Raw genomic sequence first — 24,229 nt, 5'->3', positions numbered from 1 at the left:
TAATCACAATTCAGCGATGCGCCTGTAGCCATGGAACCAAACCCGAAGCGTAAAGCGGCTTTCGGCGTGGTTTCAAACCTTAATTCAAGCAGGATTGGCGTGCGCATGACGGACAAAACAATCGCACAAAAAAGCCGCAAGGGTGCAATCTCCATCCTGCTTGTCTTGCTGCTGGGCGGACTGTTGGCGGGCTATGGCTTTAACGATGTTCGCATGGGCGGGCCGTTGCACCATCGCAACCAACAGGTCAGCGATTTCATCGCCGACATCATCCCCCCGCCAGAATATGTGCTCGAAGCCTATCTGGAAGTCAGCCTGTTGCACAACAAGCCCGCGCTCCTTTCGGAAAAACGCCTGCGTCTGGGCGAATTGGAGCGATCCTTTCGGCAAAGAGCGCGCGATTGGGCATCCTCGGACCTCGACGCCGATCTGAAAGCGCAATTGGCAACGCAGGCCGTGCCCAGCGGCGAATCATTCTGGTCCATTGTCAATGACGCCTATCTGCCCGCCCTTGCCCGTGGCGATAAGGCCGGGGCCGAAACCGCCTATGACCAATTGAGCGAGGTCTATGCCCATCACCGCGAACAGATTAACGCACTGACGCAGGCCGCGCTGCAAAGGCAAAAGGACATTACCGCGTCCAGCACCACCACCTTGTGGATGGTGACATCGGGGCTGGTCCTTTTGGGGCTGACGATTCTGGGGCTGGTCCTTGCCGCGCTGCGTTGGCAACAGAACCATGTCCTGAACCCCATGGCCCAAACGGCGCATGTGATGACGCGCATGGCCGCCGGCGATCTGGACATCGGGCGTCAGTCCCATCACCGTCAGGATGAAATTGGCGCCATCACCCGCGCCATCGAAGTCTTCCGCGCCGCCGCCCTGTCCGAGCGGGAAATGGCCGCGCGTCAACGCAACGTGGTCGAAACCCTTTCCCAAGGCCTGCGCCAATTGGCGGCGGGCCATCTGCATTATCGGATCACGACCCCGATGGGCGATGATTACGAATCGCTGCGTCAGGATTTCAACGGCGCGGTGCAGGAATTGGGCGAAGCAATCAGCGGCGTCATCACCGCCGCCGCCATCGTCGAAAAGGGTGCGTCGGAAATCCGCAATGCGTCCGACGATCTGGCCCGGCGCAATGAACAACACGCCTCGACGCTGGAGGAAATGGCCGCAACGATGGATCAGGTCACCTATACGATCCGCGAATCGGCGGGCAATGCCTCGCAGATCCAAGGCTCCATCGCCCAGACGCATCAGGCCGCCGTGGCCGGGGGCGATGTGGTGGCCCGCGCGACACAGGCCATGGCGGGCATCGAGAAATCCTCGCAACAGATCACCCAAATCATCAACGTCATCGACAGTATCGCGTTCCAGACGAACCTGCTGGCGCTGAACGCCGGGGTTGAGGCGGCGCGCGCGGGCGATGCGGGCAAAGGCTTTGCCGTGGTCGCCAATGAAGTGCGCGCGCTGGCCCAACGCAGCGCGGACGCGGCCAAGGACATCAAGGTGCTGATCCATACATCATCGGATCAGGTGTCGGGCGGGGTGGCGCTGGTGCGCGAAACCGGGGCCGTTTTGGGCAATATTGTCGAACAGGTCGGCATCATCAACACCCAGGTGTCCGACATGACCAACTCCACCGCCCTGCAGGCGACCTATCTGGCCGAGATCAACAAAGCGATCGGCCATATGGACGGCATTACCCAACAGAACGCGGCCATGTCCGAACAGGCCAATGCCGCCGCGCGCAGCCTTGCCACAGAGGCGCAGGCCATGACCCACATGGTCGCCCGCTTTGAAACCGGCGTCCAGCGCAGCGCCCCGCGCGCCAGAACGATGCAGCAGGAATGGGCGCCGCTGCGCGAAATGGTCGAACCGGTGCCGTTCCTGCGCCCGCGTGAAAAGCGCCAATATTCTACCGCTGCGTGAAAATGAACGCGCGATTTCCCCGCGATTCTACCGAGGTCCACGCAAACACGACGTTGCCAACATGGGGCTATGATTAACCACAAGGGAAAGCGTGCCTTTCAGGCCATGTAACCGGCCCGGAAATCGGCACGTTGAGGGATGAAGACAATGCTGGATTGGTTTGCAAAGCAGGCTCCGATCAGGACCAAATTCCATACTTTGCTGGGCATCATGATTGTGCTGGGCCTGACGGCGACCGGCGCGACCATCATGGGCACAAATGGCGCGCTTTCGGCAACAACCGCCATCGCGCTTTGTGCCGGGGCGATGATTATGGCCGTGGCCATATTGGCCGTTGCGGGTGAAATGATTGCGCCCCCCTATGTGTCGACCGTGGAACGGCTGGAAGCCTTGGCCAGCAACGACTTGTCCAGCCCGATCCACCACACCGAACATGGCGACTGCGTTGGCCGCATGGCCCGTGCGATGGAAATCTTTCGCACCCACGCCAAGGATCAACAGGAACAGAATGAGCGCTATAGCCATCTGACCACCCTGTTCAATCAATTGGGCGAAGCGCTCAAGAAAATGGGCCGCAATCAGCTCGATTGCCAGATCCGCGATCCCTTTCCCGCGGGCTATGATGAAGTGCGTCAGGATTTTAACAGCGCCGTTTCCGCTCTGGCCGACGCCATCGAAGCGGTCAGCACCAGCGCACGCCATGTGTTGAACGGGGCCAATGAAATCCATTCGGCATCCAACGACCTTTCGAACCGTAACGAACAACAGGCCGCCACGCTGGAAGAAACCGCCGCCGCGATGAATCAGGTGACCGAAGGCGTGCGTGAAAGCGCCCGCAGCGCGCATGACGTGCAAAAGTCGATCACCGAGGCGCATGAAGAGGCCACCGAAGGCGGCGTTGTCGTCAGCCGCGCCGTCGAGGCCATGGCCGCGATCGAACGCAGCGCGCAGGAAATCAACCAGATCATCGGCGTCATCGACGGCATCGCGTTCCAAACCAACCTTCTGGCGCTGAACGCCGGGGTTGAGGCCGCGCGCGCCGGGGACGCGGGCAAGGGTTTTGCCGTGGTCGCCAACGAAGTGCGCGCCTTGGCCCAACGCAGCGCGGATGCGGCCAAGGAGATCAAGGCGCTGATCACAACGTCGAGCGAACAGGTCGCAGGCGGCGTGATGCTGGTGCGCGAAACCGGCACGCTGCTGGGCAAGATCGTGCAGCGCGTGGGCGACATCACCGGACAGGTCGGCGAAATTGCGTCCAATGCCAATATTCAGGCCGACGGGCTGGAAATGGTCAACACCGCCGTTGGCGAAATGGACCGCGTGACCCAGCAAAATGCCGCCATGGTCGAACAGGCCACCGCCGCCGCCCGCAGCCTTGCCGATGAAGCGCGGGAATTGAACACCGTGGTCAGCCGTTTCCAGGCCGGATCGTCAGGCCACAGCCCCGCCGTCAGCCGCGGCGCAGATGCCGAAATCCCCTTTGTCCGCCCGGCCAGCCGCCCTGCGCCGCGCCCGGCGGCATCCGCGCCCTCCTATTCGGCCGTGCCGATGGTTCAGGGCAATCTGGCCATCAAGCCGCAGGCGGAAACATCCACCGATGACTGGTCGGAATTCTGAGGCGTGAGGCCCGCAACGATCCAGTCCGAAAATTCAGAACAGGGATTTGCATGATGCGCAAGATTGTCCTGCCCGCCCGATGCGACCGGGCCGCCGCCGAGGCGCTGTTGCCCGAATTTCAGGCCGCGCTTGGTTCCGGCACGCTCTCGGTGGATGCCAGCGAGACCCAGCAGATCGGTCAGGCCATGCTCCAATTGCTGCTCAGCGCGCGCCGCACGGGCGAAGGCGCCGCAATCATCCCCTCGGATGCCCTGCGCGAAGCGGCCCGCCTGACGGGTCTGGAAAATGCTCTGTTTGAAGGGAACATGGCATGACGCCCGAAGAAATTCAGGGAATTTTCTTCCTCGAATGCGAGGAATCCTTGGTCGCCGCCGAACAGGGACTGGCCGCATGCAAGGCCGGGACGCAGGACAGCGACACCGTCAACGCCATTTTCCGCGCGGTCCATTCGATCAAGGGCGGTGCGGGGGCCTTTGGCTTTGAGGCGCTTCAGGCCTTTACCCATGTGTTTGAAACGCTGTTGTCGGATGTGCGCGAAAATCTGGTGCCGCATACGCCGGCTTTGATCGACCTGTTGCTGCGTGCGCTGGACGTTTTGTCCGACCATGTGACCGCCGCGCGCGATGGCGGCAGCCCGCCCGAAGATGCCGCGCTGCTGCGCGAGCTGGAAGGCGCGATGGCCAATGCCCAACATGCCGCCGCGCCGGAGCCGGAACCCCAAGCCCCCGCCGAACGCTCCGTCACCTTTGACGAAGAGGATATGACCAGCGACGGCGATCTGGACGATCTGCTCAACGATCTGGCCGGTGGACCTTCGGCCGAAGAAAGCGTGCCCGCCGGTTGGCAAATCCACCTGCGCCCGCATGCAGGCGCGATGCGCAATGGCGGCGAACCTTTGCTCTTGCTGCGCGAACTGGCCGCGCTTGGCGCGGTGGTGAGCGAATGCGACACGACCTCGATCCCCAGCCTGGACGATTTCGACCCGCATCAGGGCTATCTCGGATGGACCTATATCGTCCCGCAAAATGTGTCCGAGGCCAGCGTCAAGGACATCTTTGATTTCGTTGGCGACGATTGCCCGATTGCTATTGGCGCCAATACTTCGATCCCCCCGGTGCAGATCGAGCAAGCCAGCACCCCGCCCGCCCCGGTGCAAAGCGCGCCCACGCCCGTACCCGCCCCGCCGCCGGTCGCGGCCAGCCCGGCTGCGCCCCCTCCGCCGCCAACCGCCGCTCCGACACCGGCCCCCGCCGCCCCGCCGCAGGAAGCCCCCGCCGCCGCCGCCAACAGCGCGCCGCCTGCGGCTCCTGCCCCGGGTCAATCGATCCGCATTGATTTGATCAAGCTGGACAAGTTGATCGACACGGTGGGCGAATTGGTGATCGCGCAGGCCATGCTCGCCCAGCGGTTGCAGAACGAAAATGTCCAGTCGGTCGAGGAACTGACCCTGCTGGAAAGCCTGACGCGCGACATTCAGGAAAGCGCGATGTCGATCCGCGCCCAACCCATCGGCAGCGTGTTCAGCCGCGTCCCCCGCATCCTGCGCGAATTGTCGGCCAGCACGGGCAAGCATGTGAACCTTCAGGTCATCGGTGAAACGACCGAGCTGGACAAGACGGTGATCGAGCGTCTGGGCGAACCGCTGACCCACCTGATCCGCAATGCGGTGGACCATGGCATCGAAAGCCCCGAAGACCGTCTGGCCAAGGGCAAGAGCGCCGAGGGCACATTGACCCTGTCGGCGGAACAGCGTTCGGGCCGCATCCTGATCAAGATCGCCGACGATGGCGCAGGCATCAACCGCGCCCGCGTCTTTGCCAAGGCGGTGGAAAAAGGCATCGTCAGCGCCGACGCGCAAATGTCGAAGGAAGAAATCGAGGCGCTGATCTTTGCCCCCGGTTTTTCGACCGCCGCGACAATCACCAATGTGTCCGGGCGCGGCGTCGGCATGGACGTAGTGCGCCAGAACGTAAAGGATCTGGGCGGCCGTATCTCTATCGAATCCGAGGAAGGCAAGGGCACGACCTTCATCCTTACCCTGCCTCTGACTTTGGCCATTTCGGACGGCATGATCGTCAAGGTCGGCGACCAGACTCTGGTTGTTCCGCTGACCCATGTGGTCGAAAGTCTGCGCCCCGAACCCAAGGATGTTCAGGGGCTTGGCTCCACGCGCCAGATGCTCAACGTTCGCGGGCGCTTCATCCCGGTGGTGTCGGTGGCCGAGGCGGTGGGGGCCTATGATGCCGTCACCAACCCATCGCAAGGCGTGTTGATCGTGGTGGACACCGAAAGCGCGGGACAGGCCGCGCTGCTGGTCGACAACATTTGGGACCAGCGCCAATTCGTCATCAAGAGCCTGGACACGCATTATCGCAATGTTGACGGCGTGGCGGGGGCCACCATCCTTGGCGATGGGCGGGTCGCGCTGATCCTGAACATCGACACGCTGGTTCAAGGCGCTGTCTCGGCCGGGTTCGGACTGGAAGCGGCATGAGTTCTGCACCCGACCTTGCCGGCACGTTTGCCGATGCCATGCCCGGCATCAGTCCGGGCGTCTATGACGACCGTGACTTTCGGGCGGTGGCGGCCATCGTGTACCGCGAGGCGGGGATCATGCTGCCTGCGGGCAAGGCGATGCTGGTCTATTCGCGCCTTGCCCCGCTGGTGCGGGCCAGCGGATTGGGCACTTTTGCCGCCTATATCCGCCATGTCGAAGTGGATGCGGGGGAATTGCGCAAGACGATCAATGCGCTGACCACCAACCACACGTTCTTTTATCGCGAGGCGCATCATTTCGAACATTTCGCCCGCGTGGCCCGCCCGCAATTGCTGGCCGATCTGCAACATGGCGACAGCGTGCGCATGTGGTCGGCGGGTTGTTCAAGCGGCGAGGAGGTCTTTTCGCTGACCATGACGCTGCTGGGCCATGACCGGCATGAAGGCGTGCAACTGGCCCGGCGCGACATCCGCATCTTGGCCAGCGACATTGCCGACCATGCGCTGAAAAAGGCCAGCGAGGGGCGTTACAGCGCCACCGATGGCGACGCGCTGCCCGCCGATCTGCGCCAGAATTGGACCAGCACACAGGGCAAGGACATGGTGATCGGGCCGGAAGCGCGCAGCCTTGTGCAGTTCAAGCGGCTGAACCTGCAAGGCGATTGGCCGATGCGCCGCCCGTTTCAGGTCATCTTTTGCCGCAACGTGATGATCTATTTCGACCAGCCCACCAAGGATCGGCTGGTCGCCCGTTTTGCCGAAGCGCTCTGCCCCGGCGGTTTCCTTTATATCGGCCATTCCGAACGCGTTTCCGGGCCTGCCGAAGCCCTGCTCGAACCGGTTGGCCCCACGATTTATCACAGGAGAGGTCGGTGACGATCCGCGTCTTGATCATTGATGATTCCGCCACCATGCGCGCCGTTCTGGCCGCGCGCCTGTCGGGCACGCCGGATATTCAGGTGGTTGGCCTTGCCAACAATGCCGCCGAAGGGCGCGCTCTGATCAAGGAACTGGAACCCGATGTCGTCACGCTCGACATCGAAATGCCGGGCATGAACGGTCTGGATTTTCTGGACAAGATCATGACCCTGCGCCCGATGCCGGTGATCATCGTGTCGGGCCTGACCGCGGCGGGCAGCGATGCGACCGCGCGCGCGCTCGCCCTTGGCGCGGTCGATTGCTATTGCAAGACCGACTATGCGGGCGCCGCCATGCAGGATGGCGGCAAACTGGCCGGGATGGTGCGTCAGGCCTCGCAAGTGACCGTGCGCCGCCGCGCGCCCGAAGTGCACCACATGGCCGACCCCGTCCGCGCCATCAGCGCCGGCCAAGGCCGCACCAACACCCGCGTCATCGCCATCGGATCCTCCACCGGCGGGGTCGAAGCGCTTCAGGTGCTGCTGCGCAATTTTCCAGAAGATTGCCCGCCCACGCTGATCGTTCAGCATGTGGACTCGCGTTTTGCCCCCGCCATTGCGCGCACGCTCAATCAGGCATCACCGGCAACCGTCCAACTGGCCGAGCCGGATATGCCGTTAAAGCGGGGCAATATCTATCTGGCGCCAGGCGATGATCGGCATTTGATGGTGGCGGGCGCGAACAACCTTCATGCCAAGCTGCGCGTGGGCGAGCTGATTTCGGGCCACCGCCCCAGCGTGGATGCGCTCTTTGCCTCGGTGGCACAGCGTGTCGGGGCCGACGCCATCGGCATTCTGCTGACCGGCATGGGGGCCGACGGGGCCAAGGGCCTGTTGGCGATGAGCCAGGCGGGCGCGCTGACCATTGCGCAGGACGAGGCCAGTTGCACCGTCTTTGGCATGCCCCGCGTCGCCATATCTTTGGGCGCGGCCCAGGTCGTCGCGCCGCTGGGCCGCATCGCCCAACATGCGTTTTCGTGATTGGGGGGAAATTGAATATGCCTTTTGAAGCCTCCCCACCTGTTACCCGCATCAACATCCTGCAAGGTCAGGCGCGTGTTTCGGCCGGCCCGCGCGTGGAATTTTCCACCGTGCTGGGCAGCTGCGTCGCCACATGCCTGTTCGACCCGGAAATCGAGGTGGGCGGCATGAACCACTTCCTGTTGGCCGAACCCCCGGCCAGCAGCCACAGCGGCGATTTTGACGAACATTACGGCGTCTATCTGATGGAATTGCTGATCAACGAGATGTTGGCCCATGGCGCGGCCAAATCGCGGATGCGCGCCCACCTTTACGGCGGGGCCAATCTCAACAGCGGCTTTGCCAAGATTGGCACCAAGAATGCCGAATTTGCCCGCACCTTCCTTGCCAGCGAACGGATCACCGTGGTGCGCGAGGATCTGGGCGGCATGAACGCCAGACGCGTCGATTTCCGGCCGGCGCGTGGCCAGGTGCGTTGCCGGACGGTTGAAAACACACTGGCCCCAGAGCCCAAACCCATTGTGCGTCCTGCCGTTTCGCGCGGCGATGTCGAACTGTTTTAAGGAAAGCGAGCCTGCCCATGGATAAGACTACCCGCATTTTGACCGTTGATGACAGCGCCAGCATGCGCGCCCTGCTGAACCATGCGTTGACCAGCCAGGGGTTCGATGTGGCCCAGGCCGAAGATGGCGAAGTCGCTCTCGAATGGCTGGCGCTGAACGAGGTGGATGTGGTCATCACCGACATCAACATGCCGCGCCTTGATGGTTTTGGCCTGATCGAGAAATTGCGTCAGGGCAACCGCCACCGCGACCGCCCGATCCTGGTTCTGACCACGGAATCGAGCGAGGAAAAGAAGGCCCGCGCCCGCGCCGCCGGCGCCACCGGCTGGATCGTCAAGCCGTTCGACCCGGAAAAGCTGGTTGCCGCCGTGCGCCGCGTTTCCCACTGATATTCAGGCAAAGGACAAGCCCCATGCACCGTGAACTCATCACTTTCGAAGTCGGCGGGCAGGTTTTCGGCATCGACATCATGGCGATCCGGGAAATCCGCGCGTGGAGCCCGGCGACCCGTCTGCCCCGCGTGCCGCATTATGTGGCCGGCGTGGTCAATCTGCGCGGCAGCGTGTTGCCCGTGATCGATCTGGCGGCGCGGCTGGGTTGGGAAGCGACCGAGCCGACCCCGCGCCATGCCATCATCGTGACGCAGCTGGGCGCGCAGGTGTGCGGTCTGATCGTGGATTCGGTCAGCGACATCGTGACCATCAACAATGACACGCTGCAACCCCCGCCGACCACCGCCAATGACAGCATCATCTCCTTCCTTGAAGGGTTGGCCGCTATCGAGGACCGCATGGTCATGGTGCTCAATCTGGCCACTCTGGCCGATGGCGCGGAATTTGGCGAGGCAGCATGAACGAGGAATCCACCACCCCCGATCCCGCCCGGATCGCCGCCCACCTGACCACGGTGGCCGATGTGTTGACCGAGCTGGCTTCCGAAATCGAGGAATTGGGCACGACACTGTGTCTGGACCCGGCCATCATCGCGCATCACGTTGGCACGTTGCAGTCGATCGACCTGATCGCGCAAAAGCAGCGCTGGCTGGCGACATTGCTGCATGCCGACTGCCCCATGTCGGCGGTGGACACGATCGGGGTCGAGGCGCTCAAAGCCCGCTTTGCCGCGCCGCGCGCCCATTGATCGACAACGTGCCTGTGTCGCCCCTCAGTTGAGCAGCGTCCCGGCGGGGCGCTGCCAAACGGGATCGCTGGCCACTTCCGTCGCGGGCGCCCATGTTTCGTCCCGCACCGGATCGTTGGAATTAAGCCCCAGCGAAACCTGCGCCAGCGCGGCCAGAAGTGCCGAAGTCAGGGCCATCGCCAGACTGTCCCCTTCCGAGGTCAATTCCTCGTCCAACCCCGGCAGATAGACCGAGGCCAGCCAGGCCCCTTCGACCGAACGCGACATCAGATAGCTGGCATGTTCGGGCAAAAGCGCCAACGCCACGCTTTCCAACGCGCCTTGCTCAATCAAACCTTCGACCCGTGCCATCGGCGGCAAATGCGACAAGAGACCCAACAGATCGGCCCCTTCCGCGCACTCCCCCTCGGGCGCACGCGACATCAGGACATAGGCCAGACGCAGATAGTCGGCCTCATCCTCTGAGTCGGCCAGAACACAGTCACGGCACAATTCGGCAAGACGGAGGCGCCATTCACCGATGGTCATCGTCAGGGCCTTTACGGGAGTGTTGGTTCGTTGTGTCATGCACAACTCTTTCGCCCGGTCGCGGTGGGAATCAACGATAACGGATGTAGTAAACGCCCCCCACCTGTGCCGCTTTGAGACTTTACAGGTGGTTATCCGTATATCACCGGGCGCGGCAGTCACAAAAAGGGACGTTTTTGCCGCCCTGGATTTACACTTTTGGGTCCGACGATGCTTTGGCGCTCACCCGCGTTCGAATCACGATTCCAGCAAGATCTCGCAAATGCAGCACAAGAATTTGCCGCAGCTCTGCGGCGCAGCATGGGATTCCTGTTGTCCGGGGATGAGATTTGTATTAGTTATGACCACAAGCTCAAAAAAGAGCAACACCATAGGATCAAGGTCATCCCAACCCTTTTTGGATGGATACTTTGGCCCCATGGCGGTCGAATGAACAGAAAACTGTTCGCAGGAGAAGATGCCATGTGTTTCATGCTCGCCGCATTGTCGGCGGCCGGGGCCTCGTACGCTCCGGGCACAGCAAGATGCCCTGAACGCGTCATGGATGCGCGCCGCGGCATCGCGGCAGGCGCCAACCCAGCCGCCATGGAGTTTGGTCCGCCCGGTCATGATATGGGCCAGAGCCTGGGCCATATGACAGGACTGTAGGCGGACAGCATGCCGCGCCAAGAGCCAGATTTTCATCACAGCGACGGGGATGGATCCAAACCAATTCTATTGCAGCATTACGCCAATGCCCACCGTATTTCGGGTCGCATCCAGCCAACCATTGATGGCTTTGCCCCCAGCCATTTCAATGGTTGAAGACGGTGGGAACAGCAGAGACGCACGCCCTTGATACCAAGAGGTCTGCGCCTTCTGAGACAGGCATGTCCAGCATGCCGGACATGCGAAAAAGGAAAGTTGGCCGTCTCCGCCGGTGGGACCCACAACTTTCCGATCGCGGCCCCATTGCGGGCTGCACCCCCTTCACTTGCGCTTTGGCGCGGGTGAACAAGCCGGCAGCGACGCATCGACCCCATCGCTGCCGGCTTGATTTCTTTCGATCCTGTACAGGAAAGGCCGCCACAGAATGTCTGTGACGGCCTTTCCTGTATGGCCGGGACCGTCCTTGGACGGCCCCGGAAACGATCAGAACTTCACACCAAGCCGGGCGTAATAGTAACCGCCGTTGATGTTCAAAGAAGAGAACGAAGGATACTGGCTGACAAATGCGGTCGAGGCGACATTAAGTTGCTGCTGGCGTGCCGCAGCAGGGATCTTATCAGGATAGATTCCAAAGAGGTTGTTGGCGCCAATCGAGAAGCGGATGTCGCGGGTAAAGGCATAGGTGGCTTCAAGATCGGTGACGAACTTGGTGCCAACATGCTGATAGTAGTCCTGGGCAGTCTGGGCAGTCTGGGCAAGCAACTTGGCCGGGCCATAGGCCGATTCGCGCAGATTGATGCTGACCTTGCCGCTTTCCCAATAGGTGTTGAAGGTCGCGCGCCACTTGGGCGTGGTGTCGGTCAGAGCGGACTTAGAATATTTGTCGAAAATGCCCTGATCCGGGTTGATATTCGAGGGCGGCGGGTTGGTGCCCTTGACCGTCGTTTCGTTGTAATTAGCCGACAGCGACAGATCGACACGGCCGCCCAGAGCGCGGGTATTATAAGTAGCCAGGAAATCGACACCGCGCGTCAGCGTGCGCAGGCCGTTGACGAAGGAGTTGATCGTCAGCGAGCCCGACTGGCCGCCGTTAATGGTGTCGATAATCGAAGTGATCGGCACGCCATTGTTATACAGCGCGGTCAGCACCGAGGGCGAAACGATCACGCTGTTGGGGCAGGCCGAAGTGGGATTGGAGGCCCGGTAGCTGGCCAGCGCGGCGCTCAGGTTGGTCGAGGACGAGAAACCGCCGGGCAGGTATCTACAGTTGTTCGAATAGCCAAGGAAGCCCGAAGATTGCACGATACGATCGCGCAGATAAATGCTGTACGCATCGATTGTGATGGTAAGTTTGGGCAAGGGGTTGAGCACGATGCCCATGCTCAGATTGGTAGATTTTTCAGGCTTGAGACCGGAAATACCCAACGCCGATGCGCCCGCGGAATTGGGAGCAAAAATGCCCGACAAGGACGCCGGACCAACGTTGATGCCCGAATAGAACCCTTCGGCAAGCGTCGGCGCACGGAAGCCGGTCGATACCGTCCCACGCAGCGCTACTGCCGGGCTGAAGTCATAACGGCTGGTCAGCTTGAAGACGGTGGTGTCGCCAAAGTCGGAATAGTGTTCATGGCGAACCGCGCCATCGACCAGCCACTTTTCGGTCGGCTTCAACGAAACGTCGAAATATTGCGAGAAGTTGGTGCGGTGGTTGTTGCTGGCATTAGCCGGTGAATAGCCAAAGAACGACTGAATGCCACCCGCCAGCGTACCGGTGCCAACATAGTAGGAGGCTTGCTCACCCGCACCCAGCGCATAGGTGTCACGGCGCCATTCCAGACCACCGGCCAGATGGACCGGCTCGGTCAAACCCAATTCCAGTTCATGCGTCGCATCAAGGTTCAAGGTGAACTGTGAAGCGGTGAACGAGCCATTATACACATCGCGCGGCGTGTAACCGGCGCGTGTCGTGGTCGAAGAATCGTAGTAAAGCGCGGCATTGGCCGAGTTCACCACGTAGATCTTGTTCACATCCTTGCCGTAGGTGGCCGAGAAATCGACCGTGGTTTTGCCAAACGTACCCTTGGCGCCGCCGGTCCAGGCAAAATCGGTTTCCTTCAGCGCTTCAAGCGGCGAGAAGCCAAGCGGGAAAGCGATGTCGCCCGTGGCCGCCGTGGTGCCCGACGTCGCGCCCACAGCGCTCTTGCCATAAACCACGCTGGGCAGACGATAGTTCTGATAGGTGCTGCCCGTGCGGGTCGAATAGGAACCGAAGGAGTAAAGCTCGACATTGGTGATGCCGGTATAGCCCCAGTTGTAGAACAGATTGGTGAGCGCCATGCGACCGTCACCAAAGATGCGGTTCACATAAGGATAGTTGGCCGCATTGGCCAGCCCCGGATAACGGGCCAGCAGAGCAGCGCCCTGCGAGGTCGAGGACACTACGCGCGGATCCAGATCGCCGCGGAAGCTGTAGTCCTTGACCTTATGTTGGACGGTGACGTTGAGGTACATGTCCTCCATCGGCGCCATACCGATGTTGCCGGCCAATTCGTAGTTGAAGCCGTCGCCTGCGTAATACTGACCGACCGAGCCGCTGAGATAACCGCCCTTGTCCTTCTTCTTCAGGATCAGGTTGACAACACCCGCCACAGCGTCGGTGCCGTATTGCGCGGCCGCGCCATCCTGCAGCACTTCGACATGCTCAACCGCTTCCATCGGGATCAGGCCCATGTCGGGGGCGGCGGCGCCGGTCCACATCGCATTGGTCACCACGACGTTGGCGGTGCCATGGCGACGCTTGCCGTTGATCATGACCAGCGTGTGGTTCGGGTTCAAACCGCGCAGCTTCACCGAAGGGTGGAACGCGGTCATGTCATTGCCGAAGGTCTGGATCTGGATGCTGGGCACCGAGAGCGAGAGCGCAGTGTTGATGTCCGAACGGCCAGCGCGTGCCATCAGGTCCGAGCTGAGCACCTGCACCGGCGCGGGGCTGTCACCGGCCTTGAGGCCCGTGGTGCGCGTGCCGGTAACGATGATGGCGCTGCCATCTTCGGGCGCGGCGGCGGCCGGTTCGGCGGCAAAGGCGGTTGTCGCGCCCAGAACGGTGCTGGAAAGGAGTGCGCCGAGCGCAACCTTCTTGATGGCTTGCATTATTGTCCCCCTGAACAGCCGCGCATGTTGCAAGGCAACACAAAGCCACCACCGAAAACGCAGGTCGTGAACCCCGCCCTCGGCTTGACGCACAGCTTAAACTCAAAAAACTTCGTGACGAACGGAGGCCGATGCAGTTTCCCGCTACACCAGCGCCCTTCGCAAATGCACAATTTTCCGCCCCAAATGCCCATACGCCGATTTGCGTACCGGGGTGTCAGTAGGCGAAACTAGACTGTTCAACGTGCCAAATAGCGACAATATGGCCACACCCCGATGCCCGTATTGGCACGGATTCAGGTAAGATGAGGAAGCCCAATATGCTGCGTAAAGTGCTGAAAACCGTTGGCTGTGCCGCTCTGCTGTCGACCATGTTGGCCGCTGTTCCGGCTCAGGCTCAGGTGACTCGCATCAAGACCAACCCGAACGCCTTCATTCTGGACGGCGTGCGCGTGGCGCCCGGCAATGAAATCTACTTCCTCTCGGGCCAGCTCGCCTCGCCCATCGATCCGGCCAAGGCCACCACGATCGAAGATTTCGGCGATACCAAGACCCAGACCATCAGCGTCCTGAACAAGATCAAGAAGCAGCTTGAATCGCAGGGCTATTCGATCAAGGACGTCGTCAAGATGACCCTGTTCATCGCCGCCGACCCCAAGCTGGGCAAGATCGACTTTGCCGGCGCCAATGCCGGTTTCAAGGAATTCTTTGGCAGCGCGGAAAACCCCGACACGGTGGCTCGCTCGGCATTTCAGGTCGCCAATCTGGTGGCTCCGCAGTTCCTGATCGAAATCGAGGCGATTGCCGCCAAGAAGCCTGCTCCGGCCGCCAAGGCCAAGAAGTAAGCGGATAGCGCCGGTCCGGGCGCGATGGCCGGATCGGCGCCTGTCGCCGCGTCATTCTTCGCCATTCAGGTGGCGCGGCGGCAGTTTTTGATGTTGTCGTGACACATCCGCGTCACGGCGCGGCACCGGCCCTCTCCCCCGGCCCTGCCACCCAATAGCCTACCCTGATAGGGTAACAGGGCCGGGGGAGAGGGCCGGTGCCGGTTTCCTTACTGCTCGATGATACGGATCGCGATGGCGGCGGCGGCCGAACGCTTTTCCACGCCCAGCTTGACGTAAATCCGCTCCAGATGCTTTTGAACCGTGCGCGGCGAAATATCCAGCACGTCGGAAATGTCATTGCTGGCCTTGCCGTAACCTACCCACAACAGCACTTCGGCCTCACGCTGGGTCAGGTCCAGACTGTCACGCAATTTGGCGACATTCTGTTCATGGCTGATTTCGTTGAGGCGGATCAGCACCTCATTTTCGCGATAATGCGCGATCACCAGCAATTCGAGCGAGCTTTCCCCAAACTCACCCTTGACCGACGACCCCGGCTTGCCCCCGCGCTGCAACAGACGTTCGACCAGCAGCGATACCGAAGGCGGCAGCCCCGTTTCACGGTTCCAATCGGGCACAAGGCGCGCCATCGCCTGTTCCGCACGCGGTGTACACCACAGCATCCGCCCCTGCGCATCGGTGGCCATCATCAAACGACCCGTGGCGTCCAGACTGGCAACGCTGGCATGCATGGCGCGGCTTTGCGCCATATGCACCCGCACACGCGCGATCAGTTCCATCAGATTGACCGGCTTGCGCACATAATCCGTGCCGCCCACCTCGAACGCCTCGACGACATGCTCGCTCTCGGTCAGGCCCGTCATGAAGATCACCGGCACATTGGCCAGTTCGGGACGCGCCTTGATCCGCGCGGTGGTTTCAAAACCATCGATGCCCGGCATCACCGCATCCATCAGGATCAGGTCAGGTAGGATATGGCCCAGCAGATCCAGAGCCGCCTGCCCCGAAGTCGCGACCAAAACGCTCAACTCGGCGCCTTCCAGCGCGGCGGTGAGCATGCGCAGGGAATCTGGTTCGTCATCGACGACCAGCACGGTCTGCGTATGAACAGGCAGCGACATGCAGTTAGCACTCCTCAAGTATGCGCGTCATGCCGCTAAGATCAAAGCGATCCAGGCATGTAAACAGTTTTCCGGCCAATTCGGCAGTCTCGGGCTGGGCCGCCAATTGGCGGATCTCCTGCTCAAGCCCGCGTACATAACCTATTCTCAGCAATTCGCGAAGCCTTGCCGTGCGGTCATCATCCCCGACCGCGCCGGAATCTTTCACATGATTTTCTGCGCTTGCCGAAAACAGCGGCAGAGCGGGCCGAACCGCTTCGGATTCGACGCCCCAGGCCAGATCGAGCAAGCCGCCGATCGTCTCAATCAACTGATTGAACGCGACGGGTTTGACCAGGAACTGATCATGCACGGGATCACGCGTTTCGGGCCTGTGGAATTCACCCGCATTGGCCGACAACATCATGATGCGGATGTCCTCGCCAAAGCGGTTGCGCACATGTTGCGCCACGGTCCAGCCGTTGATACCGGGCAGTGAAATGTCGAGAATGGCCAGATCGAACTCAGGCGAATCCTCGCCTTCAACCAAAGCCACCGCAGCCTCGCCATTGGGCACGGTCTGTACCACAAAGCCAAGCGAGGTCAGCAACTGGCTCAGGAATTTGCGCTGTTCCTGATCATCATCGCAAATCAGGATGTGGCGGCGACGCCCCAGATAGCCGGTGACTTCACGCGGCTTGGCGGGCTTGGCACTGGTCTGCGCGACCTCGCCCAACATGATGGTCAGGCGGAAACAGGTGCCCTGATCCGATGTACTGGCCAATTCCAGTTGCCCGCCCAAAATGCCCATGATTGCCCGCGCAATCGCCAGCCCCAACCCCACGCCGGGACGCGAATGCAGCGCATCATTGCCGCCCCGGTCAAAAGGTTCAAAGATCGCGCGCTGGTCCTCATCGCGGATGCCGGGGCCGGTGTCACGCACGTCAAATGTCGCCACCTGCCCCGAATAGCGCAGCGACAGCGTCACCGAACCATGGTCGGTATATTTGACCGCGTTGAGCAGGAGGTTGAGCAAGACCTGCTTCAACCGGCTCTGGTCCATGCGCACGACGGCGGGCAGACGGCCCGATGTTTCGTAATGGAACTCCAGCCCCTTGGAACTGGCCGCAGGGCGCACCATGCGGATCACCTGTTCCATAAACTGATCCAACCGGACCGGCTCAGGCTTGACCCGGATCACGCCCACCTCGACCTGCGAAATGTCGAGCAGCGCCTCAACAAGGCTGGTGATATGTTCGGAACAGCGGCGGATGACGGTGGCGGCTTCCTGCGCGCCCGCGCCATCATTGCGCTCCACCAACTGGGCATAGCCATAGATCGCGTTGAGCGGCGAACGGATCTCGTGGCTGACATTGGCCAGATAGCGGCTCTTGGCCTCATTGGCCGTTTCGGCGGCCTGACGCGCCTTGGCGTTTTCATCGATTGTGGATGCCGCATCCCGCCAACGGGTCAAGGCTTCCTGCCACCGCCGGAACGTGTACAGCCCCAGCCCGGCCAGCCCCGGCATCCCGACCAGACCAACAACATGCGCCAGATCCAGTGGGTTACGCAACAGGTCAAGGCCCAGCACCGCCTCGACCACCAAACTTCCCATCAGACCCGCACCGAACAGGCGACGCGCACCAATGTCGGCGGGCTCAATATGTTTCAGCGCTTCCTGCTGGCTGATCAACTTGCTGGCATCTTTGGGATATTGGGGCATTATCGGACAAAGCCCCCCGTCCGCAGGGCGCAAGAACCGGTCCCTGTTTTCAGGGTGCCGCCCAAGGGCGACAAGGCCATAATGGCCTGACCGTATTCATTTCGACCCATTCACAACCCTGCCTTGGACATTATCTTTCTTTGTTATGGTCTGTTGCATTTTAGAAACAAGCTGGCAAGCGCTCATCGACTAATCGCTATACCGGCAAAACCGCCCCGTGCGCCCTGTTACCGTCGCGCACCACCAACAAAGCCAAGGTCGCCACAAGTCCGAACGCACCCGCCAGAATGAAGGCAGGCGAGTAGCTGCCCCATTCCTGACGCACCAGACCGCCGCCATAGGCCGCCGCCGCCGCGCCGATTTGATGGCCCACCGCCACCCATCCGAACACAACCGGCGCCTCACCCTCGCCAAAGCTGCGATTGGCAATGGCCAGCGTGGGCGGCACCGTGGCGATCCAGTCCAGTCCATAGAAGATGGCAAAGGCGCCCAGCGCCACCGGCCCGAAATCAAGGAACGGCAGCGCGATCAGCGAAAGCCCGCGCAAACCATAATAGACCGCCAGCAGATAACGCGGATTATGCCGGTCGGTCAGCCACCCCGATGCCGTCGTGCCCACCAGATCGAACAGGCCCATCAAGGACAACAGCCCCGCCGCCGCCACAGGCGCAATCCCATGGTCCCCGCAAAAAGCGATGAGATGCGTCCCCACCAAACCGTTGGTGGTCAAACCGCAAACAAAGAACGTGCCGAACAACAACCAGAATGTGCCATTGCCGCGCACCTTCCACAGGATATGTAACGCAAATAACGGGCTTCCACTTTGCTTGCGCGCCGGGGTTACGCCCGGTTCTTCACCCAATCGGCCCACGCCCGCGCTGGCCGGGCTTTCGGGCACGAGCAAGGCCACCAAAGGCACCAGTGCCAGACAGGCAATCCCCACCGTGCGCACAACGCCCACCCACGCCCCGCCCTGCGTCAGCCAGGCAAGGAAAGGCAGGAAGATCAGCGATCCGGTTGCCGTGCTGGCGGCAAAAATGCCCATCACCAACCCCTGATTACGCGCGAACCAGCGGTTGGTGATCGTTGCGCCCAATACGCTGGCCACCATGCCGGTGCCAAGGCCCGACACCACGCCCCATGTCGCGGTAAATTGCCAGCTTTGCGTCATATACTGGCTGACCAGCGCCGAGGCGCCCATCAGGGTGAGGCCAAACATCATCACCCGGCGCACGCCCACGCTCATCATCAACGCGGCGGCAAACGGGCCGACCAGACCATAGAGAAAAATGCCCAATGCCGCGGTGGCCGAAATGCCGGCCCGGTCCCACCCGAAATGCAGTTGCAGGGGAACGATCATCACACTGGGCGCGGAACGGACACCGGCGGACACCAGCAGGGCCATAAACGTGATCGCCGCCACCAGAATGGCGGGATGGAAACGGCGCGCGCTCATGCCCGTGCCTCCTGCCCCAAAGATATGACCGCGCCGCTGATTTCCATCAGCCGCGCCCAGCCGTCATCGCCCAGACGGTCGTGGATTTCGGTCTGCAACGCCTGCCAATCGGGCTCGACGGCGCGCAGCAGCGCCTGCCCCGATGGCGTGATCTGCGCCAGTCGCGCCTTGCCCGGCCCCGCGTTAATGGTCACCCATCCCGCCTCCTCAATCCCGCGGATGGTGCGATAGAGCGAGGTACGATCCATCACCAGCAGCGCGGCCAGTTGGTTCAGCACAATGGCCCCCGCCCGCTCGATATTGCGGAGCAACGCGAATTGCGTGGTGGTCAACCCATGGGGCGCAAGCCGCGCGTCATAGAGCCTGTCGAGGGTGCGGGTTGCCTTGCGCAGGCTGGTGCAGGCGCAGGAAGTGGTGGCGGGGGATTGATGATGCATATACATCATATCACCCGCCCCGCCGCACCTGTCAATCGGCCTTATTTGACGGCATTGGCCGGTATGGGATCAATCCGTATCGCCGCCAGCGCCGCATGATCCTCCGACAAAGGTTTCGCGCCCGCCGGATGGCCGTTGGTTTTGAGCAGAAACGCCACCAGTTTCACATTATCCGCAGGCTCCAGCGTACCGGGCGCGAATTGCGGCATGGCGCGGGCCAGATAGTCGGAGAGCGCCGCCACCGATTCCTTGCCCCAATTGCCCATGAACTTGCCCTTCAGCGCGGGCACTTCCCACGTCCCCTCGGCCTGTTTGCCGTGACACATGGCACAGCGTTCGGCAAAGATCGTTGCGCCCTGCGCCGCCTGTGCCTCGGTATAGACGCCGCTGGCGGTGCCTGCGCTTACGGGAACCGCCGCGCCGCAAAGAGCCATCGCCCCGGCGAGCATCATGCTGATCCGCTTCATCACACGATCCCCTTCATGCCGGCCATGATCGGTTCGACGATCTTCATCACCTCCAGAATGGGCGCGGGGTCGGGCCATTCCATACTGTCGCCCACACCAAACATTTCGCCCAGATCAATCGGGTTGTTCATCACCACAATCCCGTCGGACTTCGACATCAGCGAGGCGTTTTTATAGCGCAACGAATAGGGCGCGTCATGCTGCGGCACCAGCCATCCGGTCTGGCCGCGCACCGGGAACACCGTCGTGTCGCGCCACAAATCGCGCGCGGCATAGCCGGTGGCGTTGATAACCACCTTTTCCTTCAACTGCCCATATTGGCCGGGATCGTTGAAGTCGCGCATGACCATCAACCCGCCCCGCTGATAAAATTCGGTCAGCAGGTGGTGGGCATAAGAGGGAAAGTTGAAATGCATCTCCGACGAGCGGCGCGTATAAGCCACCGGGAACGGATTTTCCTCGGTCGGCAACATCACCGGGTCGGGCACCAGATCCTTGATCCGGTCCATGTAATGCGCCCATTCCGATTCCTGTAAAGGCAATCCGCCCGATTCCCACGCACCCTTGATGGCGGGGTCGGCGTCATGGTGTTTCTTCACCGGCGGCGCATCGGACAGAGCAAAGGCATCCTGAAACACCACCGGATCACCCGGCAGGCCCAGCATCGAGCGGAACCCCTTCCACGACAGGCGCGTCATCTGTTCCCACAGATCGCCAAAGCCCGCCCCGGCAGGCGCGGACAAGGCCACCCGCGAATCCGGCGTGAACGAACCATGCGCGCGGAACGAACGCGTCCGCTGGATCACGTCACGGGTATAGATCGTAACCTTCAGCCCAGCGCGCTGCGCCACCACCGCCGTGGTCAGCCCGATGATGCCGCAGCCCACCACCGCGATTTCGGAGGGCAGGACCGACAAAGCCTTGCCCACCGCCACCTCGGCGCTGCCCCAGGACAATGACCAGCCCGAGCCGCCATGGCCGTAATTATGCACGACCAGCGTATCGCCGATCATCTGTGTGCCAAGGTTAGGCCCCGCCGCACGCACCGGGCGGATACAGCATTTCATGTCGATCAATTGATCGGGCGTCACGCGCATCGGGGTCAGATGGGGCCGATGCGATGTCGGCGTGGCCGCGCTGGCCACTTTGGTGCCTACGCCAGCCTCGCTACAGGCCGAAAGCCCGCCCAACGTGCCCAGAGCCGCCGCCCCGCGCAGCATGTCCCGCCGTTTGAAGCCTGGTTGCGGATACCAGTTCTGGCTGCTCATCATCTGTCTCCCCGTTGCGGCGCAAAGTTGCAAGGGGGGGATGGTAAAGGGAATGGCGCGAATTGCGTATAGAAATTCGCGCCTTATTCCATGCTTTGTCCAGTGACAAAGGCGCGGACCAGCGGATGATCGGCATGGTCCAGTTCATCGGCGCGCCCGCGCCACACGATCCGCCCATTGTCCAGCATCGCCAATTCGTCCGCAATCGTGCGGGCCGAGGCCATGTCATGCGTGATCGACACCGCCGTACAGCCCAGCGACGTCACCCGGTCACGGATCAGTTCGTTGATCGCCCCCGCCGTGATCGGATCAAGGCCCGTGGTGGGTTCGTCAAAGAACAGCAGGCTGGGCGTGCCGACAATGGCGCGGGCAAGGCCGGCGCGCTTTTGCATCCCGCCCGACAATTCGGATGGATAGCGGTCGGCCACTTCCGGCGCCAGTTTCACCAAAGCAAGCGCCTCGACCGCGCGGTCACGTGCCTCACGCCTCCCCACGCCATCGGCGTTGATCAGGCGGAACGCGACATTTTCCCAGACCGGCAAACTGTCGAACAGCGCCCCGCCCTGAAACAGCATGCCGATGCCGCGAAAGCTGGCGCGGCGCTCGGCCTCGCTTTGACGCGTCACGTCCACGCCATCCAGCAAAACCTGCCCAGCATCCGGCTTCATCAGCCCCAGCGCGAGTTTGAGCGTCACCGACTTGCCCTGACCCGACCGGCCCAGCAGCGCCAGCGAGCGCCCCCGCGCCACCGCCAGATCCAGCCCGTCCAGCACCACCTGCGCGCCGAAACGCTTGGTGATGCCCGTCCATGCGATTTTGGATGTTGTCGTCATTTCAGGGCAAACACCGAAGTCAGCAGATAGTCCGAAGCCAGGATCAGCACAGCCGCCGAAACCATGGCCGATGTGGTGGCCCGACCCACGCCGCGCGCGCCGCCCTTGGCATGGTCGCCATGATAGCAACCCATCAGGCCGATGATGAAACCGAACACCGCCGATTTGATCAACCCCGATTCCACGTCCCACGCCGTCAGGAAGTCCATCGTATTGGCGATATAGATGCTGGGCGACAGGTCGAGCAGGTAATTCGACACCTGCATCCCGCCCGCAACCCCGATGATATCGGTGATCAGCGTCAACAAAGGCAGGCTGAGCGTCGCGGCAATCAGGCGCGGCGCGATCAGATAGCGGCGCGGATCGGTGGAAAGCGTCACCATCGCATCGACCTGTTCGGTCGCGCGCATCGCGCCGATTTCCGAGGCCATGGCCGACGCCACACGCCCCGCCAGCATCAGCGCCGCCAGCACCGGTCCCAGCTCTCGCGTGATACCCAACGCCACGATCTGGGGCATCACGGTTTCGGCGTTGAACCGATCCCCGCCCGAATAGATGTTGAGCGCCAGCGCCGCCCCGGTGAACCACGCCGTCAGCCCCACCACCGGCAGCGAGAGGAAACCCACGCTGGCGAATTGGGCGATGATCTGGCGCGGATACCACGGCGGGGTAAGGGCCGCCGCGATCCCGCGCGCGGCAAACAGCCCCACACGGCCAACCGCAGCAACCCCATCCAGCGTGGCGCGCCCAAGGGCCGCCACCGGGTTTTTGGAAAACAGCCCCATGGCCTTACATCTCAGGCAGGTCGGCGGTGCCCTTGGGCGCAGCAGGAGCGGGAGCGGCGGGTTTGGCCGCGCTGTCCGAAGATGACGCCGCCGAACCGCTTTGCGGACGGATGAATTGCCCGATCAGGCCGAACAGATCGACTGCGCCCTGAGTGTTGTTGATTTCACCGCCGGGTTTCAGGTCATCCTCGGCCCCGCCCGGCGTCAGCGCGATATGCGCGCCCCCCAGCAGGCCGTCGCTGGTGATCTTGGCCGTCGAATCCGAAGGCAGCTTCACATCCTTGGACAGCGACAGGTGCATCACCGCCAGATAGGTTTTGGGATCAATGGTCACATCCGTCACCGAACCCACCTTGACCCCGGAAACGGTCACCTTGGCGCCCGGTTGAATGCCGCCGGCCTCGCCAAAGCGCGCGCTCACTTCATAGGCGCCGCTGCTGTGCCGCAGCCCGGAAACGCCAAGGGCATAGGTCAGCATCAGCGCGGCAAAGGCCAGCACCGCAAAACCCATGATCGTTTCGGCCCAACTTGCCCTCATGCGTTATTCCTACCCTTTTTCTTGTACTTACTTGCCGCTGCGCAGGATCTTGCCCGTGCCGCCATCCTTGATCAACTGGGCAATCAGCACGTCGACCTTGCCGCCATTGTTGTCGATGGTCGAAACGAAATCCTGCTGCTGGGTAATGGCCAGCCATACGCCCGATACCTGAACGTCGACAACCTTCCAGCCGCTGCCGTCATTCAGAACGCGCCAGACCAGATTGGTGGGCGCGCTCGACCGGCCACCGGCCAGTTGCGTCGTCACCAGAACGTCGCCGGGTTTCCGCACCAGCGAGCCGAGCACCACGACCTTTTCACCGTGATAATCATTGATCCGGCTCATATAAACGCCTTCGGCATAGGTGCGGAAAGCATTGGCAAAGCGGTTATACTGATCAGGCGTCGCGATGCGGGCATATTTGCCCAGCACAAAGCGCGTCACCTTGGGCACATCGACCAGACGGTTGATAAGGGTGCGAAACGCCTCTTTCTTGCCAGCATCGCTCTTGGTGCGGTCGTTCAGCACGGCCAGCACTTCACGCGCGCCTTGTTGTACAAAGGCTTCGGCATTGGCGTCGCGGGCGGATTGGGCCAATGCCACAGGCGCGGCAACCGGCAGCGCGGCCACAGCCACACCGGCCAGGCCCAGCGCAACAGACAGTTTGAGATCAGCGCGAAACATCGACAGCTCCATGACCAATTAAGTCGGGGAAGAAAATGGTCTCACCGCTTACGGTTCCCCTTGGCCGCGACACGGTGTTTGGTCAATGCCCACAAACCGCGCCGACCCGTGTATG

25 protein-coding genes are annotated in these 24,229 nt (G+C 61.8%); 13 read left to right on the top strand and 12 right to left on the bottom strand.

The genetic code is table 11. The annotated features are described in order from the left end of the window. Positions 1–105 precede the first annotated feature (105 nt). From AC2S2E_RS07310 to AC2S2E_RS07265, 10 genes are all read left to right on the top strand, one after another. Positions 106–1,935, top strand: a complete 1,830-nt coding sequence (locus tag AC2S2E_RS07310; protein ID WP_486524306.1) for a methyl-accepting chemotaxis protein — start codon at positions 106–108, stop codon at positions 1,933–1,935. Between the two features lie 147 nt (positions 1,936–2,082). Next, positions 2,083–3,552 carry a methyl-accepting chemotaxis protein gene (locus AC2S2E_RS07305; protein WP_486524305.1) on the top strand — a complete coding sequence of 490 codons (1,470 nt, stop codon included), beginning with the start codon at positions 2,083–2,085 and terminating at the stop codon, positions 3,550–3,552. A gap of 50 nt (positions 3,553–3,602) precedes the next feature. After that, positions 3,603–3,866 carry an STAS domain-containing protein gene (locus AC2S2E_RS07300; RefSeq protein ID WP_486524304.1) on the top strand — a complete coding sequence of 88 codons (264 nt, stop codon included), beginning with the start codon at positions 3,603–3,605 and terminating at the stop codon, positions 3,864–3,866. Then, complete coding sequence (locus AC2S2E_RS07295; protein WP_476101468.1) at positions 3,863–6,046, top strand: chemotaxis protein CheA; 2,184 nt, start codon at positions 3,863–3,865, stop codon at positions 6,044–6,046. Before AC2S2E_RS07300 ends, AC2S2E_RS07295 begins: the two co-directional genes overlap by 4 nt. Beyond that, complete coding sequence (locus tag AC2S2E_RS07290; protein WP_486524303.1) at positions 6,043–6,924, top strand: CheR family methyltransferase; 882 nt, start codon at positions 6,043–6,045, stop codon at positions 6,922–6,924. Before AC2S2E_RS07295 ends, AC2S2E_RS07290 begins: the two co-directional genes overlap by 4 nt. Further along, positions 6,921–7,946, top strand: a complete 1,026-nt coding sequence (locus AC2S2E_RS07285; protein ID WP_486524302.1) for a protein-glutamate methylesterase/protein-glutamine glutaminase — start codon at positions 6,921–6,923, stop codon at positions 7,944–7,946. Before AC2S2E_RS07290 ends, AC2S2E_RS07285 begins: the two co-directional genes overlap by 4 nt. Before the next feature lie 17 nt (positions 7,947–7,963). After that, a complete protein-coding gene (locus AC2S2E_RS07280) occupies positions 7,964–8,509 on the top strand; it encodes a chemotaxis protein CheD (protein WP_476101462.1) in 546 nt (181 codons plus the stop codon). Positions 8,510–8,526: 17 nt separating this feature from the next. Continuing rightward, positions 8,527–8,898: a response regulator gene (locus AC2S2E_RS07275; protein ID WP_168604272.1), complete on the top strand. Its 372-nt coding sequence runs from the start codon at positions 8,527–8,529 to the stop codon at positions 8,896–8,898. Positions 8,899–8,921: 23 nt separating this feature from the next. After that, positions 8,922–9,362 (top strand): chemotaxis protein CheW, encoded by a 441-nt coding sequence (locus AC2S2E_RS07270; protein WP_486524301.1) that lies wholly within the window; start codon positions 8,922–8,924, stop codon positions 9,360–9,362. Then, the gene (locus AC2S2E_RS07265; RefSeq protein ID WP_486524299.1) at positions 9,359–9,649 is read left to right on the top strand and encodes a hypothetical protein; all 291 of its coding nucleotides are present in this window, start codon (positions 9,359–9,361) and stop codon (positions 9,647–9,649) included. Before AC2S2E_RS07270 ends, AC2S2E_RS07265 begins: the two co-directional genes overlap by 4 nt. A 24-nt stretch (positions 9,650–9,673) precedes the next feature. On the opposite strand, the gene AC2S2E_RS07260 is transcribed toward AC2S2E_RS07265, so the two are convergent. After that, complete coding sequence (locus AC2S2E_RS07260) at positions 9,674–10,216, bottom strand: hypothetical protein (protein ID WP_476101456.1); 543 nt, start codon at positions 10,214–10,216, stop codon at positions 9,674–9,676. Positions 10,217–10,387: 171 nt separating this feature from the next. Here AC2S2E_RS07260 and AC2S2E_RS07255 point away from each other — a divergent pair, with 171 nt between their 5' ends. After that, positions 10,388–10,825 carry a hypothetical protein gene (locus AC2S2E_RS07255; protein ID WP_486524298.1) on the top strand — a complete coding sequence of 146 codons (438 nt, stop codon included), beginning with the start codon at positions 10,388–10,390 and terminating at the stop codon, positions 10,823–10,825. Positions 10,826–10,834: 9 nt separating this feature from the next. Then, positions 10,835–10,981, top strand: coding sequence for a hypothetical protein (locus AC2S2E_RS07250; RefSeq protein ID WP_486524297.1), 147 nt, complete (start codon positions 10,835–10,837; stop codon positions 10,979–10,981). A gap of 327 nt (positions 10,982–11,308) precedes the next feature. Here AC2S2E_RS07250 and AC2S2E_RS07245 read toward each other — a convergent pair whose 3' ends face one another. Beyond that, positions 11,309–13,975: a TonB-dependent receptor plug domain-containing protein gene (locus tag AC2S2E_RS07245; RefSeq protein WP_486524296.1), complete on the bottom strand. Its 2,667-nt coding sequence runs from the start codon at positions 13,973–13,975 to the stop codon at positions 11,309–11,311. A gap of 305 nt (positions 13,976–14,280) precedes the next feature. Here AC2S2E_RS07245 and AC2S2E_RS07240 point away from each other — a divergent pair, with 305 nt between their 5' ends. Beyond that, positions 14,281–14,820, top strand: a complete 540-nt coding sequence (locus AC2S2E_RS07240) for a RidA family protein (protein WP_476101451.1) — start codon at positions 14,281–14,283, stop codon at positions 14,818–14,820. A 209-nt stretch (positions 14,821–15,029) separates the two neighbouring features. On the opposite strand, the gene AC2S2E_RS07235 is transcribed toward AC2S2E_RS07240, so the two are convergent. From AC2S2E_RS07235 to AC2S2E_RS07190, 10 genes are all read right to left on the bottom strand, one after another. Beyond that, the gene (locus tag AC2S2E_RS07235; RefSeq protein WP_476101449.1) at positions 15,030–15,944 is read right to left on the bottom strand and encodes a response regulator; all 915 of its coding nucleotides are present in this window, start codon (positions 15,942–15,944) and stop codon (positions 15,030–15,032) included. Between the two features lie 4 nt (positions 15,945–15,948). Beyond that, positions 15,949–17,646: an ATP-binding response regulator gene (locus AC2S2E_RS07230; protein WP_486524294.1), complete on the bottom strand. Its 1,698-nt coding sequence runs from the start codon at positions 17,644–17,646 to the stop codon at positions 15,949–15,951. Between the two features lie 196 nt (positions 17,647–17,842). Continuing rightward, a complete protein-coding gene (locus tag AC2S2E_RS07225; RefSeq protein WP_486524292.1) occupies positions 17,843–19,102 on the bottom strand; it encodes an MFS transporter in 1,260 nt (419 codons plus the stop codon). Beyond that, positions 19,099–19,539, bottom strand: a complete 441-nt coding sequence (locus AC2S2E_RS07220; RefSeq protein ID WP_476101443.1) for a MarR family winged helix-turn-helix transcriptional regulator — start codon at positions 19,537–19,539, stop codon at positions 19,099–19,101. Before AC2S2E_RS07220 ends, AC2S2E_RS07225 begins: the two co-directional genes overlap by 4 nt. Before the next feature lie 41 nt (positions 19,540–19,580). Next, a complete protein-coding gene (locus tag AC2S2E_RS07215) occupies positions 19,581–20,006 on the bottom strand; it encodes a c-type cytochrome (RefSeq protein WP_486524291.1) in 426 nt (141 codons plus the stop codon). Next, positions 20,006–21,277, bottom strand: coding sequence for an FAD-dependent oxidoreductase (locus tag AC2S2E_RS07210; RefSeq protein ID WP_486524290.1), 1,272 nt, complete (start codon positions 21,275–21,277; stop codon positions 20,006–20,008). The genes AC2S2E_RS07215 and AC2S2E_RS07210 overlap by 1 nt, the downstream gene beginning before the upstream one ends. A gap of 80 nt (positions 21,278–21,357) precedes the next feature. Further along, a complete protein-coding gene (locus tag AC2S2E_RS07205) occupies positions 21,358–22,107 on the bottom strand; it encodes an ABC transporter ATP-binding protein (protein ID WP_476101438.1) in 750 nt (249 codons plus the stop codon). Next, on the bottom strand, positions 22,104–22,892 hold the full coding sequence (locus AC2S2E_RS07200; RefSeq protein WP_486524289.1) for an MlaE family ABC transporter permease: 789 nt from the start codon (positions 22,890–22,892) through the stop codon (positions 22,104–22,106). Before AC2S2E_RS07200 ends, AC2S2E_RS07205 begins: the two co-directional genes overlap by 4 nt. A gap of 4 nt (positions 22,893–22,896) precedes the next feature. Next, positions 22,897–23,430: an outer membrane lipid asymmetry maintenance protein MlaD gene (mlaD, locus tag AC2S2E_RS07195; protein WP_486524288.1), complete on the bottom strand. Its 534-nt coding sequence runs from the start codon at positions 23,428–23,430 to the stop codon at positions 22,897–22,899. A gap of 27 nt (positions 23,431–23,457) precedes the next feature. After that, positions 23,458–24,114 carry an MlaC/ttg2D family ABC transporter substrate-binding protein gene (locus AC2S2E_RS07190; RefSeq protein WP_486524287.1) on the bottom strand — a complete coding sequence of 219 codons (657 nt, stop codon included), beginning with the start codon at positions 24,112–24,114 and terminating at the stop codon, positions 23,458–23,460. Positions 24,115–24,229 lie beyond the last annotated feature (115 nt).

The sequence above is a fragment of the Novosphingobium sp. 550D genome, from assembly GCF_057401885.1.
This window is presented reverse-complemented; position numbering and strand designations above follow the sequence as displayed.

Coding starts and splice junctions, on each gene's coding strand:
- AC2S2E_RS07310 (WP_486524306.1), top strand. CDS start 106: ATGACGGACAAAACAATCGCACAAAAAAGCCGCAAGGGTGCAATCTCC.
- AC2S2E_RS07305 (WP_486524305.1), top strand. CDS start 2,083: ATGCTGGATTGGTTTGCAAAGCAGGCTCCGATCAGGACCAAATTCCAT.
- AC2S2E_RS07300 (WP_486524304.1), top strand. CDS start 3,603: ATGATGCGCAAGATTGTCCTGCCCGCCCGATGCGACCGGGCCGCCGCC.
- AC2S2E_RS07295 (WP_476101468.1), top strand. CDS start 3,863: ATGACGCCCGAAGAAATTCAGGGAATTTTCTTCCTCGAATGCGAGGAA.
- AC2S2E_RS07290 (WP_486524303.1), top strand. CDS start 6,043: ATGAGTTCTGCACCCGACCTTGCCGGCACGTTTGCCGATGCCATGCCC.
- AC2S2E_RS07280 (WP_476101462.1), top strand. CDS start 7,964: ATGCCTTTTGAAGCCTCCCCACCTGTTACCCGCATCAACATCCTGCAA.
- AC2S2E_RS07275 (WP_168604272.1), top strand. CDS start 8,527: ATGGATAAGACTACCCGCATTTTGACCGTTGATGACAGCGCCAGCATG.
- AC2S2E_RS07270 (WP_486524301.1), top strand. CDS start 8,922: ATGCACCGTGAACTCATCACTTTCGAAGTCGGCGGGCAGGTTTTCGGC.
- AC2S2E_RS07265 (WP_486524299.1), top strand. CDS start 9,359: ATGAACGAGGAATCCACCACCCCCGATCCCGCCCGGATCGCCGCCCAC.
- AC2S2E_RS07260 (WP_476101456.1), bottom strand. CDS start 10,216: ATGACACAACGAACCAACACTCCCGTAAAGGCCCTGACGATGACCATC.
- AC2S2E_RS07255 (WP_486524298.1), top strand. CDS start 10,388: ATGCTTTGGCGCTCACCCGCGTTCGAATCACGATTCCAGCAAGATCTC.
- AC2S2E_RS07250 (WP_486524297.1), top strand. CDS start 10,835: ATGCCGCGCCAAGAGCCAGATTTTCATCACAGCGACGGGGATGGATCC.
- AC2S2E_RS07245 (WP_486524296.1), bottom strand. CDS start 13,975: ATGCAAGCCATCAAGAAGGTTGCGCTCGGCGCACTCCTTTCCAGCACC.
- AC2S2E_RS07240 (WP_476101451.1), top strand. CDS start 14,281: ATGAGGAAGCCCAATATGCTGCGTAAAGTGCTGAAAACCGTTGGCTGT.
- AC2S2E_RS07235 (WP_476101449.1), bottom strand. CDS start 15,944: ATGTCGCTGCCTGTTCATACGCAGACCGTGCTGGTCGTCGATGACGAA.
- AC2S2E_RS07230 (WP_486524294.1), bottom strand. CDS start 17,646: ATGCCCCAATATCCCAAAGATGCCAGCAAGTTGATCAGCCAGCAGGAA.
- AC2S2E_RS07225 (WP_486524292.1), bottom strand. CDS start 19,102: ATGAGCGCGCGCCGTTTCCATCCCGCCATTCTGGTGGCGGCGATCACG.
- AC2S2E_RS07220 (WP_476101443.1), bottom strand. CDS start 19,539: ATGCATCATCAATCCCCCGCCACCACTTCCTGCGCCTGCACCAGCCTG.
- AC2S2E_RS07215 (WP_486524291.1), bottom strand. CDS start 20,006: ATGAAGCGGATCAGCATGATGCTCGCCGGGGCGATGGCTCTTTGCGGC.
- AC2S2E_RS07210 (WP_486524290.1), bottom strand. CDS start 21,277: ATGATGAGCAGCCAGAACTGGTATCCGCAACCAGGCTTCAAACGGCGG.
- AC2S2E_RS07205 (WP_476101438.1), bottom strand. CDS start 22,107: ATGACGACAACATCCAAAATCGCATGGACGGGCATCACCAAGCGTTTC.
- AC2S2E_RS07200 (WP_486524289.1), bottom strand. CDS start 22,892: ATGGGGCTGTTTTCCAAAAACCCGGTGGCGGCCCTTGGGCGCGCCACG.
- mlaD (WP_486524288.1), bottom strand. CDS start 23,430: ATGAGGGCAAGTTGGGCCGAAACGATCATGGGTTTTGCGGTGCTGGCC.
- AC2S2E_RS07190 (WP_486524287.1), bottom strand. CDS start 24,114: ATGTTTCGCGCTGATCTCAAACTGTCTGTTGCGCTGGGCCTGGCCGGT.